This window comes from Dyadobacter crusticola DSM 16708, assembly GCF_000701505.1.
Classification (GTDB): domain Bacteria; phylum Bacteroidota; class Bacteroidia; order Cytophagales; family Spirosomataceae; genus Dyadobacter; species Dyadobacter crusticola.
In genome coordinates this window covers 1-13,626 of record NZ_JNJB01000012.1, presented here as the reverse complement: position 1 = coordinate 13,626, position 13,626 = coordinate 1, and the positions used below count along the sequence as shown (strand labels likewise).

General features: G+C 41.5%; 17 protein-coding genes. 10 read left to right on the top strand and 7 right to left on the bottom strand.

Translation table 11 applies throughout. The features are described 5' to 3' along the window. Positions 1-2: 2 nt before the first annotated feature. The 5 genes from Q369_RS0116050 to Q369_RS28785 are packed head-to-tail and all read right to left on the bottom strand — an operon-like array spanning position 3 to position 5,694. Positions 3-1,991 carry a DPP IV N-terminal domain-containing protein gene (locus Q369_RS0116050; RefSeq protein ID WP_084165762.1) on the bottom strand — a complete coding sequence of 663 codons (1,989 nt, stop codon included), beginning with the start codon at positions 1,989-1,991 and terminating at the stop codon, positions 3-5. A gap of 5 nt (positions 1,992-1,996) precedes the next feature. Beyond that, complete coding sequence (gene hxsC / locus Q369_RS27785; protein ID WP_205624330.1) at positions 1,997-3,118, bottom strand: His-Xaa-Ser system radical SAM maturase HxsC; 1,122 nt, start codon at positions 3,116-3,118, stop codon at positions 1,997-1,999. 2 nt (positions 3,119-3,120) lie between these two features. After that, the gene (gene hxsB / locus Q369_RS0116040) at positions 3,121-4,617 is read right to left on the bottom strand and encodes a His-Xaa-Ser system radical SAM maturase HxsB (RefSeq protein WP_031528808.1); all 1,497 of its coding nucleotides are present in this window, start codon (positions 4,615-4,617) and stop codon (positions 3,121-3,123) included. Next, positions 4,614-4,988 (bottom strand): His-Xaa-Ser system protein HxsD, encoded by a 375-nt coding sequence (gene hxsD / locus Q369_RS27780; RefSeq protein ID WP_035333577.1) that lies wholly within the window; start codon positions 4,986-4,988, stop codon positions 4,614-4,616. The genes hxsB and hxsD overlap by 4 nt, the downstream gene beginning before the upstream one ends. A gap of 4 nt (positions 4,989-4,992) precedes the next feature. Next, positions 4,993-5,694 (bottom strand): peptidoglycan-binding domain-containing protein, encoded by a 702-nt coding sequence (locus tag Q369_RS28785; protein ID WP_084165761.1) that lies wholly within the window; start codon positions 5,692-5,694, stop codon positions 4,993-4,995. A 326-nt stretch (positions 5,695-6,020) separates the two neighbouring features. Here Q369_RS28785 and Q369_RS0116020 point away from each other — a divergent pair, with 326 nt between their 5' ends. The 7 genes from Q369_RS0116020 to Q369_RS29500 all read left to right on the top strand — a co-directional run bounded on the left by Q369_RS0116020 (position 6,021) and on the right by Q369_RS29500 (position 10,159). Next, positions 6,021-6,740, top strand: a complete 720-nt coding sequence (locus Q369_RS0116020) for a type IV toxin-antitoxin system AbiEi family antitoxin domain-containing protein (RefSeq protein ID WP_229206860.1) — start codon at positions 6,021-6,023, stop codon at positions 6,738-6,740. 146 nt (positions 6,741-6,886) lie between these two features. Next, positions 6,887-7,087 carry a helix-turn-helix transcriptional regulator gene (locus Q369_RS0116015; protein WP_031528804.1) on the top strand — a complete coding sequence of 67 codons (201 nt, stop codon included), beginning with the start codon at positions 6,887-6,889 and terminating at the stop codon, positions 7,085-7,087. A 4-nt stretch (positions 7,088-7,091) separates the two neighbouring features. Further along, a complete protein-coding gene (locus Q369_RS0116010) occupies positions 7,092-7,427 on the top strand; it encodes a HipA N-terminal domain-containing protein (RefSeq protein ID WP_031528803.1) in 336 nt (111 codons plus the stop codon). 22 nt (positions 7,428-7,449) lie between these two features. Continuing rightward, positions 7,450-8,352: a HipA domain-containing protein gene (locus tag Q369_RS0116005; protein ID WP_229206859.1), complete on the top strand. Its 903-nt coding sequence runs from the start codon at positions 7,450-7,452 to the stop codon at positions 8,350-8,352. Between the two features lie 19 nt (positions 8,353-8,371). Continuing rightward, positions 8,372-8,866 carry a hypothetical protein gene (locus tag Q369_RS0116000; RefSeq protein WP_031528801.1) on the top strand — a complete coding sequence of 165 codons (495 nt, stop codon included), beginning with the start codon at positions 8,372-8,374 and terminating at the stop codon, positions 8,864-8,866. A gap of 710 nt (positions 8,867-9,576) precedes the next feature. Continuing rightward, positions 9,577-9,948, top strand: coding sequence for an Arm DNA-binding domain-containing protein (locus Q369_RS29505; protein WP_310589009.1), 372 nt, complete (start codon positions 9,577-9,579; stop codon positions 9,946-9,948). Positions 9,949-10,006: 58 nt separating this feature from the next. After that, entirely contained in the window at positions 10,007-10,159 is a 153-nt protein-coding gene (locus tag Q369_RS29500; RefSeq protein ID WP_229206858.1) for a tyrosine-type recombinase/integrase, read from the top strand. Between the two features lie 156 nt (positions 10,160-10,315). Here Q369_RS29500 and Q369_RS0115990 read toward each other — a convergent pair whose 3' ends face one another. Further along, positions 10,316-11,353 (bottom strand): hypothetical protein, encoded by a 1,038-nt coding sequence (locus tag Q369_RS0115990; RefSeq protein ID WP_157488208.1) that lies wholly within the window; start codon positions 11,351-11,353, stop codon positions 10,316-10,318. Between the two features lie 89 nt (positions 11,354-11,442). On the opposite strand from Q369_RS0115990, the gene Q369_RS29885 reads away from it, so the two are divergent. The 3 genes from Q369_RS29885 (at position 11,443) to Q369_RS0115980 (ending at position 12,950) form a co-directional block, all read left to right on the top strand. Continuing rightward, positions 11,443-11,556 (top strand): transposase, encoded by a 114-nt coding sequence (locus tag Q369_RS29885; RefSeq protein WP_084165773.1) that lies wholly within the window; start codon positions 11,443-11,445, stop codon positions 11,554-11,556. A 118-nt stretch (positions 11,557-11,674) separates the two neighbouring features. Beyond that, complete coding sequence (locus Q369_RS0115985; RefSeq protein ID WP_031528799.1) at positions 11,675-12,100, top strand: hypothetical protein; 426 nt, start codon at positions 11,675-11,677, stop codon at positions 12,098-12,100. A gap of 205 nt (positions 12,101-12,305) precedes the next feature. Beyond that, the gene (locus Q369_RS0115980; RefSeq protein WP_031528798.1) at positions 12,306-12,950 is read left to right on the top strand and encodes a hypothetical protein; all 645 of its coding nucleotides are present in this window, start codon (positions 12,306-12,308) and stop codon (positions 12,948-12,950) included. 367 nt (positions 12,951-13,317) lie between these two features. Here the strand turns inward: Q369_RS0115980 and Q369_RS0115975 are convergent. Beyond that, positions 13,318-13,626 (bottom strand): integrase core domain-containing protein (locus tag Q369_RS0115975; protein WP_035333576.1); only part of this gene is annotated, 309 nt, incomplete at its 5' end.

Here is a 13,626-nt window from a genome sequence, read left to right as displayed (position 1 = left end):
ATTTATTTTTGTGAAATAGGTAGGCGATATATACCATTTCTCAATCCAAAAACACCAGCAAAATAGATATAGCGTCCATCTGGTGAAAAAACAGGATCCCATTCGTCACCGGGTGTTTTAGTCATCCGGGTAGATTTCCTGGTCCTAAGATCAAGAATAAACAAATCCCAGTTATCATCAACATTCATGGAAAACACCAACTTCTCTCCATGCGGCGAAAAATTTGGATCCCATATCTCATGGATGCCATTGGTGAGTTGGCTTTCCTTTTGAGTCTTTAAACTATACATATATAAGTTGAAAATACGACCACGCTTTGATATGTAAACTAGTGAATCACCAAACTGAACGGGCCGCCAGCTCTCATACTCATCATTTGTTATCATGCGTGTTTTTCCGGATGCTAAGTCACTAGACACAATTACCGGGTTAGTCATTCTGCCATCATTAGCTTTGTTCCAACGAGCGTAAGCTAGTGTATTTTGCTTTCCGATAGACGGTATTGCTCCGTAGTAATCTTTATCCAAGTAAGATCTCGTGCCTCCGCCAATATCCAAAATGCTTAATTTCGTATCGCCAATGTCTTGGTCACCTTCGGTAAAAATGATCTTGGAATCTCCCTCTAAGAATGACGGATGAAGCTCGTCGACTTGGTTAAAAGTCAGCCTGGATTCATTGGTCATATCCACGTCCGATATAAACAATTCCATGTTCTGATCTCTCACAGACTGGAAACACATTGATTGACCATCACTGCTAAAACTAGGATATCTGTCACCTGCATTATGTTTACTTAGATATTGGATGGAGCTGCGATCACTCTTCATGAATTTTCCTATCGCTGACGACATGGCCATATGACCAGCAGCATTCAGATGCTCGTCGTACTGATAGAACACCTCAGATTCCACCGTGCTAAAAGCTTCAAACAAATCCAGGTACTTGATTTTTTTGCTATTGCACAGGTCGTTCAAAAATTTGTTTGGCAGGTGCATATCCAACTGCCTAATATCCAGCTTAAAGTTGCTCACGACTTCTGCCAAGTAATGGTAGTATAGTTGCTCTTTGGTAGGGATTTGTAAAACAATCAATTCCCCTCCAGCCTTAATGACATCTTTGGATAGCTTATCAAGAAATTCTTCAAAATTTTTGAGATCCTGCCTCTTTTGTTTTGATTGCTGTTTGTAAAATATGTTGTAGTCAGCGTTAGCCTGCTGGCCAGGATAAAATGGCTCCGTCCATCGGCCCAAAGGAAGTTGAGCGGGATTAGCGAATTTGATAGGATAAACGAGGTAACGGTAAAAGTTAGAGTAGTTCATGAAATAGTCGGTGAGATTGCTTGTGCGCTCTTCGACCTTCATGAAATCATTAAAATTGCAGATCTGCAGAAAGACCTTTTTGGGTTTAAGTTTATACCCCTTTTGCTTGAAAAAATGGTACTCGTCAGCGATACCGAAGCCGCTGATGCCTGCATTCAAAATTATCTTATTAGGAAAGTCTCTGTACAGTAGCGATGTGTACAGCTGCTCGTTTGACACTTGTGCACCTTGTGTGTACGAATCACCCAGAAACAACCAGTCAACCTTTTCTACCGTCGTCTCAGGATCATCCTCCGAACCTATTCTATAACCCTGAGCATTCGTGACATAATCAACTATGAATTCTTTGTCTACAAATCTTTCCCTCAGTAGCGGTTTATTAAAATAGTAGTGCCTTTCTACCGAATAGATATCTCGGATGTTGTAATCAGCAAATACAAAGGAAAAAACTGCCTCTGCTTGAATGAAAATGCCAATCAAAAAAACAAAATTGAAATAATACACCTGTAATCTTGGCACCTTATAAATTACAAATGCGAAGGTCAACAACATGACAGCTTCGCTTAGTAACACAAAGAAGAAGTTCTTTGTAATTAAGAACAACAAAACTGGATTGATAAGTAGTAAGCAAAACATCAGTAAAGCTATCGGTCGAAAATAATCTCTTGACATGCCTTTTACTGAGGATTTATATTTAAACTTACTTTTCTCGAAGTCGCGAAAATTCCGCCACAATCCGCTTTCACGAGGCACCTGTCACATTCTGGCAGAAAATGCCTTTTCCAGTCAGAAATTGACTTTACCGAGAATCTCCACATTGATTTTGGCAATAAGCACAATGGATGATTGTAGATGGAAACATTTATACCATTATTATTTAGGTAAGTTACAGCTATATTCAGCTCGTCGGCATATTCCAAAGGATCAATCCAAAGTAGTTTGTCATTATGCGGTGTGTAACCTGTATACTCTAGTCCCATAAATGCAACCTGCTCGACAAAAGGCAAGTTAAGGAAAATGAATTTTGCCAGTTCTGGCAATCTTTTAAAAGTTAGTTTGTGCAGCACGACGCGAAGTTCTATTCTAGCTCCGATGGATGCTAAATTTTGCAAGCCCAAAACAGTCTGATTGAACGCATGGGAGGCTTGAACAATATAATCATGATCCACGTAGTAGTCGGAATACAATGGAATTCCTAAGACGAGATTTGAGGAATTCACAGATTCAAACCGGGCCGTAAAGTTTTTCCATGCGAACGACCTGCCGTTGGTCAATATATGTATTGTTGTAGCTGGTAACTTTCGGTTTATATGGCTAATCATGTCGAAAAAGCGTTTCCCCATAAGCGTAGGCTCTCCGCCCGTGATCCCAATGATTTCAGTGGTGGGGGGAATCAGACTTATGACCTGATGATTCACATTATAATAGTATTCGATGTCATCAATGTCTTTTGGTGGCTGGGAGCACATCAAACAATTGCTATTACATCTATCCGTAGTAAATAATGTGTTATCCAAAGAGTTGACTCGAAATAGTGTCTGTATTATTCCATTCGGCAGCATCATTATGACGTCACCTTCACTTAAAGGTTGAATAGAGGGTATTGAGTGAATAATAGGACTCAAATGTGTTGTGACTGAACGTTTTGTAAGCACAGCCAGGTGCCTATCGCTGACATCGGTATTATCGAGACTATGATCTATTAAAATGGATGATTCGGCAGCTAGGCCATAAGTGATTCTGCCTATGATTGGTTGTGTGAAAGAAAGGGGTTTTCCTTTTGATCTAAGTTCCATCATGACTATGCTGCCGGTTTATGTATCCACGATTGGAATGTCGATTCAACATATCCCTTCCTGATGTCAAGCATCTCAAAGAGGTAGCGAATGATCTCCATGTTTTTTTTGCAAAATATGGAGAACGCACGATGTCCCTGCATATCATTTTGCGTAGCATAATGGAGAACCGGATCGGCTCCGCAATAGGTTAAAAACGCGCAATCGCTACAACCTGCCAGACATTCTGCTATACCATTGTCAAAAAATTGTTTCGCCTTTTCTCCCAAGAACAATTCTTCATAAGACTGAGAGATGTGGCCGAGTTGAAAGGTATAATCTTTGATTTCAGCTAGCATTCTAGATTCATCTGACGCATAGACAAAGCCGTCATAGTTGAAAACAATTACGCTACCGACTAACCCCGTAGGTGATTGCAAATCCACATAGTTGCCAGTGAAGGGCGTAAGGATTTTTTGAAGAATTATAGAGGTATAATCTTCTTTGAAAAAGACACCTTGCGCGTTAAGATTTAAGATATGTTCTAATCCTTGCTTGTAAAAGTCGAGAAATTCTGCTGTTTGATAGTGATTCTTTCTTTGATTCTTCAGAGCAAAACCATACGGGCTTATTGGCCTCAGGAATATGTTTCCAAAACCGTTCTCAGCATAATTGTCTATTATCTCCTTGGGGTATTTCAAACTTAGTGCTGTAGTGGTCATCAAAGCTGATACCTTATCATGACCCAATGCTTGGCGCATTCTATTAATTCCTTCGATTACTAAATCATAACTGGCCCGACCCGACTTGAACCTATTTGCGTTATGAATGAAAGCCGGTCCGTCAAGTGAAGTTGAGATTAGGATATTATAATTCTTACAAAACAATAATATTTCATCATTTAGAATAGTCGAATTTGTACAGATCACATAACTAATATCCTTTTTAAAGTTCTCATTTAGCAGTTGAATTCGCTCAACAGCATATCTAACTTTATCGAAGGCCAGGAGAGGCTCACCACCTTGAAATTCCACTGTTAGCTCCTCTGAGGGAGATAAGAACATATGATTAATCCCTGCGTCGAGGTCTTTGTATGAAATATCAAATTCGCTTTTGCTTTCGGCCGCGCGAGAAACCTGACAATAGTGACAGGAATGATTGCATCTTAAAGTGACTACAAAAATATGAAGCGACGTAAAGCTTTCAAGTGATCTTTTCTTTGTTCGATAGCGAGTAGAAAGAACATTCAATAATTCGGGTACAGGTGTAGGGCTAATGAAAAAGTTGGCAACAAGATCACGGTAGAGATTGGAAGAAGAGTCAATTTCTCTATTGACTATTGCCTTTGCGGTTCCCTGAGGTACTATCAAATAATCCCCTACCTCATTCACAAGTACCTCCCGATCTGTACTAATTGAATGGAATTTAAAAGGCAGCAGAAAATATATCCTTTCAGCCTCGCTTTCGAACGTTGATATGCTTCTGAATTTTCGTGAGTGTGTATTAGAAATGATGCTTTTCATCGGATTGGATCAAAGCCTATTGGATCACTAATCTGACTTTGAGGCTCGATATCAAGAGACCCATCATTGTCAAAAGCTTTGGCAATGATCATACTACGTACAGAATTTGTTTCTTGATTGATTAGATCTCTCACCTTGAAGTCTACCAATCCCTTTCTCAATTGAACCTCGATTTCCTTTTTAATTTCTTCTGAAAATGAAGCTGCATTTGGCCTAGCTGCGATCAAAAACGACTTAGGAGGAAACTTTGAAATATCAAATGAAGCAATTGGAGCAAGCCAATATATCGTTTTGAATATTACTGTCTCACTGTAAATTTCTCCGTCCACAATGAATTCTATCAATTCGTCTGTGGCTACAATCATATCCATATTGCTAATTGTTCTGTTTTAAAAGGTAGACTGTCTGGGTATTGACAATGCCGTTAGCATCGATACCATTATCCGATTGAAAGCGCTTGATGGCATCCTGGATAACGTCCATATATTCCATTTCAATGGTATAGACCTTTGATTCATCAACTGCAACAAGATACTTCTTCCTTAAAAGTATATTTATAAGCTCAGTCACGTCCATGCCTTTCATTCCCAATCTAATAATGCGATCTCCCAACTTGAATACTTTTGGATCCGCAAGCTTAAATGCTGGTTGCTGTGACTGATATGATGAACTCGACGGTGTCGACTGATACAGGCTGGAAGGGGTCGTGCTTGAAGAACCAGAACTTCCCGAAGAAGAGCTTGGGCTTCTGTATGTGGATCCAGAGCTGCTTCCGGAAGAAGAGCCACTACTTCCCGAATAGTGAGAGCGATGCGAACTATGAGACCGGTGACTTCTATGAGACAGATTTAGTGCATGGAACTCGTCAAATCGCTTTAAAATAAATGGCTTAGTTAGCTTGGGTTTATCCAATAAGAAATTACTGTGCGCCGTAGATTTGTTTGGCTCTTCGTTTTCATCTACCCCTGAGCTTCCAAGTTCAGATATGTGCTCAGTAGAATATGCTGATGATACTGAAAGGCTAGCCAGCGAACTGAGAAAGATATCTTTCAGAAGTTTACGTAAATGTTCTTTCATTGATAGAGTGGAGGTTACATTTTAAATCTCAGGAAATAAAACGTAAAAATCAAATTAATTCTAATCTATCTACGATTGACCCTATATCTAATGAGGATTTGTCAGCCAGAGAATATTTAAACTATATCGGAATAGCTCTAAGTGGATAAAGAAGACCTTGATTGAAAAGCTCTCGGCCTTTACCTCAGCGCAACGAAATGTACAAAGCAAAAAGTGACGACTTCAAATCCAAGAGGCTATTTACCGCGGCTTTCGCCGCTCCTTAAACCGCCTCATGGATTTGCAGCCAAGGGGTAAACCCCCGTTACTTTTCGCTTTGAGTGAGAATGGGCGATTTCGCTGAGGTGAAAAATAACAGTTTTAAATTAAATGAAAATCCAAACAGTAAATGGGAGGTCGGCAACATGGATCTATTGCAAAGCGTTCGAAGTCATTCCAGTCAACCGCTAACCCGCCAGCTGCTAACATCGCTTCTCAAAAATCAGGAGTATTCCTCTGATAAGATCAATGAACTAGTTTCAATGGGATTGCTCGATAATGTAAGAGATGGCCTATATCTACCCACTAAACAGCTTTCACCTTTCCGTCCTGAACCCTTCCTTTTCGCAAACCACCTATTCGGCCCGAGCTACGTTTCACTCGATAGTGCGCTATCCTACTACGGGCTCATTCCTGAGCGTGTGTTTGAGACAACCTCGGCGACTACAAAAGCTTCCATGCGATTCGATACTTCGGCAGGCGCATTCAGCTTTACACATTTACCATTGCCATATTTTAGCTTTGGAATTTGTCAAATGGAAGTTGCGTATCGCCAGAATGTCCTCATGGCATTACCAGAGAAAGCCTTGTTCGACAAGGTGGTCAGCGCCAGAGGTCTGAGGTTGACCGGAATAAAGACTACAATCGAATATCTGATAGAAAACTTGAGAATCGATAAGGATGATCTGATCAAATTAGATACGGAATTAATGAAAACGTGGCTGAACGATGCACCGAAGCGAGAAAGCTTGGCACTGATCGTAAAGCTAATTGAGGGCCTGAGCTGATGACCGTTTATTCTTCGAATCAACATTACATAGACAGATTAACTGCTGTACCTTATCGGGTATAAACTGACCTCTGTAATTTTGATTATACCCGATATAGCATAGGAGTGCAAATTTCGCTATATTTATATCATAAACGGTATAACATGTCTAGTTTCTCAACATTTCTAAAAGAACGCCGCAAAACCGTCGGCTTGACCCAGGAGGAACTTGCATCCAAAGCTGGCGTGGGTTTGCGCTTTGTACGCGACCTGGAACAAGGTAAGAAGACACTTCGGCTAGACAAGGTCAACCAGGTGTTGTCATTGTTTGGGAAGGAAGCTGGTGTGGTAGATCTTAAATCTTAATGCTATGGCTAAGCAAGCACTTGTTTACTATAAAGACAAACTCGCTGGGGTTCTGATGGAAAACGATGAGGGATATACGTTTCGGTACAACGAATCCTATCTTCGATCATCTCACGCTATGCCTGTGAGTTTGACTTTACCTCTGCAAAGTGGTGCTTTTGAAAGCCGGGTATTATTTCCATTCTTCGACGGGCTCATTCCGGAAGGCTGGCTGTTGAACGTAGCCCAAAACTATTGGAAGCTGAAAGGAAACGATCGTTTTGAGCTGCTGTTAGCTTTGTGCCGGGATGCGATTGGAGCTGTAAGCATTTTACCGCAGGAGGAGGTCGCCGGTGTCTAAATGCCTGTTTTGTTACCAAAAATTGGAATATGACCAACAGTATCACGCCCGGTGCTGTAAAAAGTTCTTTGGAACCAGCACGCTACCTGAGCTGCATCTCGACAAACAAATATTGATTGACCTGGCGACCAGGACAGTTAACAAACGCATTGCAGTCACGGGAGTTCAGCCTAAACTTTCGGTGGATCTGGAAAAGGAAATTGGAGGAGAGCGGCTAACAATCGTTGGCTTATGGGGACAATACATCCTGAAACCGCAGCATGATGAATTTCAATTCATGCCCGAGACTGAGGATTTGACAATGCATTTGGCGGACTTATTCAAAATCAGAGCCTGCCAACACGCACTGATACCGACGACTGAAGGCAAGTTGGCCTACATCGCCAAGCGTTTTGATCGTGAAAGGGGCCAAAAGATACATGTTGAAGATTTCTGTCAGATCTCAGGATTTCTGACGGAGCAGAAATACAAAGGTTCTTACGAGAAGATTGGTAAGCTGATTGCTCAGTACTGCACAAATAGAGGTTTGGATACCCTAAATTTCTTCGAGTTGGTCCTCTTCTGTTATCTCACGGGCAACAATGATATGCACTTAAAGAACTTCTCCGTGATCCACCATAGCGACCGTACAATTTCCCTTTCACCAGCTTATGATCTCCTTAATGTAAATCTGGTTTTTCCTGATGACGCTGACGAGCTGGCGCTTACTTTGAATGGCAGGAAGAGGAAAATTACCAAAGCTGATTTCGATAGTTTTGCAAAAGGGTTGAATCTGCCTGAAAAGGCGGTTTCGAATATCTATGTGAAGTTTGCAGGTGCGAGAAAAAGAGTTGAAGGTGTAATACAATCTTCTTTTTTGCCGGAGGATTGGAAGCAGCGGTATTTGGAGATATGGGATAGTAAATCCGGATTACTTATGAAGTAAATCATTTGATCTCAATTTAATGAAGATACAAATCGTTGTCTGTCTTTTAATAATGTCTGTTTCTTGTCGCCACGGGCGGAAAAATGACATGATTAATTCTTCAATTCAGCTTGACAGCTCAGTCATCCACTTCGTCGAACAATTCCTAGCCGAAGAGCATTGCGAAGGTGCTCTCAACGATATCACAATCGATAAGATTTTACCTGACAGTACAATTATCACGGTTCGAACGATGACAGCCTATAGACGTTATTTTAAGGAATATCCCAAAAGGAGAACGGTATTCGTCGGTAAAGTTCCTTTCTACTACTATGACGGCTCGGAGGAGTTCCTGCAAAACATCCCGATAGATACGAACGAAGTCTTCTTTAACCCGCCACCCAACGGAGATTTAGCATGGACTTATGTATGGAGCAAAGGGAAGGCAACAATCTATAAAGACGGGGGCGAACCGTTCTTCTACTCCTTGTTCTGTCTACCAAAGCCCAAAGTTAAGTTCATGCCCCCAGAATGATGGTTAAAAAGCAAAGTGAAATTTGTAACTTTACCCCAGCAAAATCGCAGTTACCACCGCCAAAAACCACAGGCATTTTCCAAACTTTGAACACCAAAAACCACCCGAAAACTCACCCAAAACCGGCGAAAACCCAGACCTAAACACCTCAATTTTCGCTAAAAGAATTATACATAACAAATATACTGTTGTACTATATGTATAAAAAATAGTGAGTCTTTCGTGTAGTCCACTTCAAATACAGGAGACAAAACCTTGATTAGTAGCTAATTAAAGGTAAAGTTCGAGACCCGTCTCCCTCCCGAGCATTAAGGTCCTGATTTTTCAGGGCCTTTTTTTTGTGGCCTCTCGAGACCCGTCTCCCTCCCGCGCGGCGGCCGCCTTGAAATAAGTTCAAAGTCAAACAAACGACCTGTAAATCAATGATTTGTGGGCATTTTTGTCTTTCAGATCATATCAAAAAATACAAAAATTTCCATGTTTCCAGTGAGTCCTTCGTGTAGTTCACTCACTTTGAGAAAAAGACTCACTGGAAACGGCATAACAAATTGATAGCAAGATGTTACGGCGTAAACATCTTGATTGGCAAGCGTGGTAACTCGATATTTAACCACTTTTAAACGCTTGTGTTATGTTGGAGAAAACATTTGGCCTGCTTTTCTATTTAAAGGCCCGCCAGAAATCAGAAGGGAACAGTTCGCTACGTTTACCTGAGAATCACCGTCGACGGCAAGGTCGCCGAGCTATCTACCAAGAAGCTATGGAACACCGAAAGGTGGAATTCCTCAGTCGGACGACCAGCCGGAAACAAGGAAGATGCAAAGACGCTCAATGCGTACTTGGACATGCTCACCGCCAAAGTTTACCAGGCCAAGAAGATTCTGATTGAGGATAACAAGGAAATAACAGCCGAAACATTGAAGAATGCCCTGCTTGGCAAGAGCAATGAAACCCGCACTATTCTGGAAGTCTTTCAGCATCACAACGAGCAGATGGAAGCGATGGTCTTCCAGGAGTTCGCGCCACTCACTTTGAAGCGGTACAAGACCGCGAAGGAGCACACCGCCTCCTTCCTCGTATAAAGATAATCCGCAATGCCGTGCTGCTGGCGTTGTGCTGCCTGTACTTAGCAATCGAAAGATGAATGCTTATTTGAAGGAGATTGCTACCCTATGTGGGATTTCGAAGACGCTTACTTTTCATATTGCGCGGAATACGTTTGCCACTACCGTGACGCTGAGTAATAAGGTTCCGATTGAGACGATATCTGAGATGCTCGGACATCGGTCTTGAAGCAGACTATGGTCTATGCTAACATCTTGGATGTGAAGATCAGTGAGGATATGAAGGGGTTAATGGAGCGGTTGAAGAGTGGATAAGCTTCTCTAACCCAAGTATGCATGGTGCACATCCCTCTTGTATAATCTTACTACTTCATTAAAATAGTAGTTATTGTTTTTTGACAAATATTGAACTGGCAAAAGCCCCGTTACCATTATTTGGCAATACAGTTGGTACTCCATTTTTCCAATACATAGGACTCTTCATTGCATTGTCAGAACCTTCACCTGCCACATATACGTCATTGTTAAACACAAAAACACTGGAGACCCGAATGGCCCCGGGAAGGCTCTGAGATATTCCATTCTTCCAAAGTTTTGCGACTCTGGTATTGTCGTAATAATGCAGGTTCCCAATACAATACACGTCTTTACCTGAAACGGCTACATCAACTGCTTCTGAACTGTATTCTGAGCCATCTGTAAGATAATTCCCTGCCCCATTTTTCCAATATCTGGCCCTGGACCCACCTTTAAATCCTTCACTTCCTACAACAAAAATATTTTTCCCGGATACAGCAACTGAGTTAGCGAAGGAAGTGTTGAGAGGATCACCCAAATTTACAACTGCTCCGTTTTTCCAATAAACGGCGGTTTCATTTTGGAAGTTAAGTGAACCGGCTACATAGACATCGTTTCCAGCCACAAAAATTCCTCGCGCGCGAGAACCTCTAACATCAGCTTCATCGAGCGGTATTGCAACGCCATTTTTCCAGTAGGCCGCTTGCATTCTGAGTTGCATAGTATTAAGCCCATCTCCAGAGACATACACATTTCCGTCAGAAACTACAACGTCATATAACAGCTTAGCAGGTATACCACCGTCGACATTTGATACAGCCCCATTATTCCAATATTGTCCAGTAAAGGGAGAAAAAACGATATTGGAAGTCGCTGAGGCGTCCCCCACAACGTGTATGTCGTTTTCTGATACAAAAATTGCTCTGGCGTTTGCGAAAGAATTAGTAGTAGCCAGATTTACCATTTCACCATTTTTCCAATATTGGCCAAAGCTACTGTAGGTATTTGATAAAGTGACATAGACATCTGCCGGTATAAGAGGATCTATATCTGATTTTGACTTCTTTCTGCAAGACAGACAGAACAGACAAAGGAAAAAAACGGCAAAAATATATACTTTTTTCACAGGTATGATTACACAAAAATCTATCACGTCCAAAGATACGTGCATCGGCACAATTAGCAAAGTAACGATACGACTACCAGGTCGTAGCGATCCTTAAACAATATGAAGGTGGCCGAGAAGCAAGGGGCGTTTGGCGTGAATACGGTATCTCCAAGACAACCTTGTTCAACTGGCGAAAAAAACCTAGATTTCATCCGCACTAAGCATTGGTTGACTTAGCACCGGCAGCGTTTTACCAAGAAGCTAGAAATAAATAAGTTAAACGCCCACTGTCCCCATTAGAGTAAGGCTTCAATCTCCGTAAACTACAATCTCTTTTAAATGAAAAACATAGTTCTACTGTTTCTTTTGTTTTGTTCATTAACTTCTTGCAGAAAAAACCGTGAGCCAGATTTGGCAGGAAAATTCGTAGGTGAATATTATGGATCCAAAAAAGACAGCACCGGAAATTCAACCGAAACGTGGAAAATAACTAAGCAGGATTTAAATCATGTAAATATCGTTTTCTTCTTTACGAATACTTACCCGGATGGAAGCGTTACACGATCTAAGTACGATACTTACATTCCTAACGTAACCGTTTCCGACAATAATGTTCTGGATATCAATAACCGATTTGTTGCCGATCAGTTGGAGTACAGCATCATTGGCAAAGCAACACTTATAAATGACACTCTGGATTATGATATCACCATCAAGAGTGAATACAATACTTCAAAAATGAATAACAAGATTTACAGACGGTAATTTTGTAAGAACCTCGTTTCTCAGACAGTCATTTGTTGGTGAACTTCCTTTTTCACCTTAGGAATCGTTTGGAGCCAACACTATTATGTTTATCCGTAGTAAGGGAGAGGTTGCCTACCCGGCCATTGTAAAATTACACCATTCCATATATGTATTTGTTTTATTATGTCATTGCAAACACATTGTGGATTAACCGATTTGTAGAATGGAACTGATTGAACGAGTGGTCGGTAACAAATGGATATTAGTTCTCTGCTTTATAGTTTCATGCGAATTTTCCTCATTTTCTCAAATCTCCAAACCGGCAACCGCACCGGAGAATATTGGCTTATTCCCCAAGCCAGGGTTTGAGCCGCTCGAACCCCACAAACCACGGGTTCGGAATAATTCAAACTTTAAACCGGAAAATTTTCAATTTTCCCAGGCATCAGGCACAAGCTTGAACGATCGACTGGAAGCCGGGATAAGTGCAGAAACGGTCGACTGTAAACCGTCCTGGGGGTTATTTAAATTCAGGGTTAACGGCAAAGGTCAAATCGACAGCACTTGGTTTGATGGCCACCTCCCCAAAAAGGTCTCTTTGCAGATATTAAAGAACATTCGGGCCACACAAGGAAGTTGGATTATAGCACCAGGAACCAAAGAATCAGATGTTGCCTGGTATGTCTATTTCTATTCTGATACCCGGGCACAACTGACCAAAAACCTAAATTGCTCAGAATCTGACAAAGAACTTCAAAGAGCAGTTTCGTCGATGACTTCGTACTTTTACAACATGTACTATTGGGTCGGAGAAGACAAGGCCATGATCATCAGGCCAACAAGTAACGACGGCGCACCTAGGAACTAGGCTGTTACTTAGATGAGATAAAGGAGGAATACGCTAAATGGTAGCATAGAAAAAAACGGCTTCATCTTTTCGTTCACGGTCGGATTGGGGCTTTTTCGGTTGAAATCGCAAACGGCTGGCAATTGGTGTAAAGTGAAGAGATTAACAAAGCGGCCAGGCAGATGTATTCATTTAAATTTTGTCGCCACGCATTAATGTTATATACTACAAAAAAAGGACTGTCGCCAACAGTCCTCCAATCTCTAAGCTTTCGCCCCCATTTTTTCGAGCCCCTCCCAAAGTACTTTAAGGTCAAACAGCGCTGACTTTTCAGCTTGATCAAACGGGATATCCGAGTGATAAAGCGCCAGTGTAAGTGCCCCGTTTTTCAGACAGTCATTTGTTGTTGAATTACTTTTTTCACCAGCAACTCCTTCCACTCAAATGGGGTCAAATTGCCCAGTCCTTCGTGCGGCCGTCGCTGATTATATTCTTCGATCCACTCAGCTGTTAGTTGCCTGACCTGATCCAGGTCAAAGAACAAATATGCGTCTAATACTGCTTCCCGATACAGTCGGTTAAATCGTTCGATATAGCCGTTTTGAGTTGGCTTCCCCGGCTGTATATACCTAGTTTCAATGCCTTTCTCCTCACACCAGATTGCAAAATCTTTGGAGGTGAATTCCGGCCCATTATC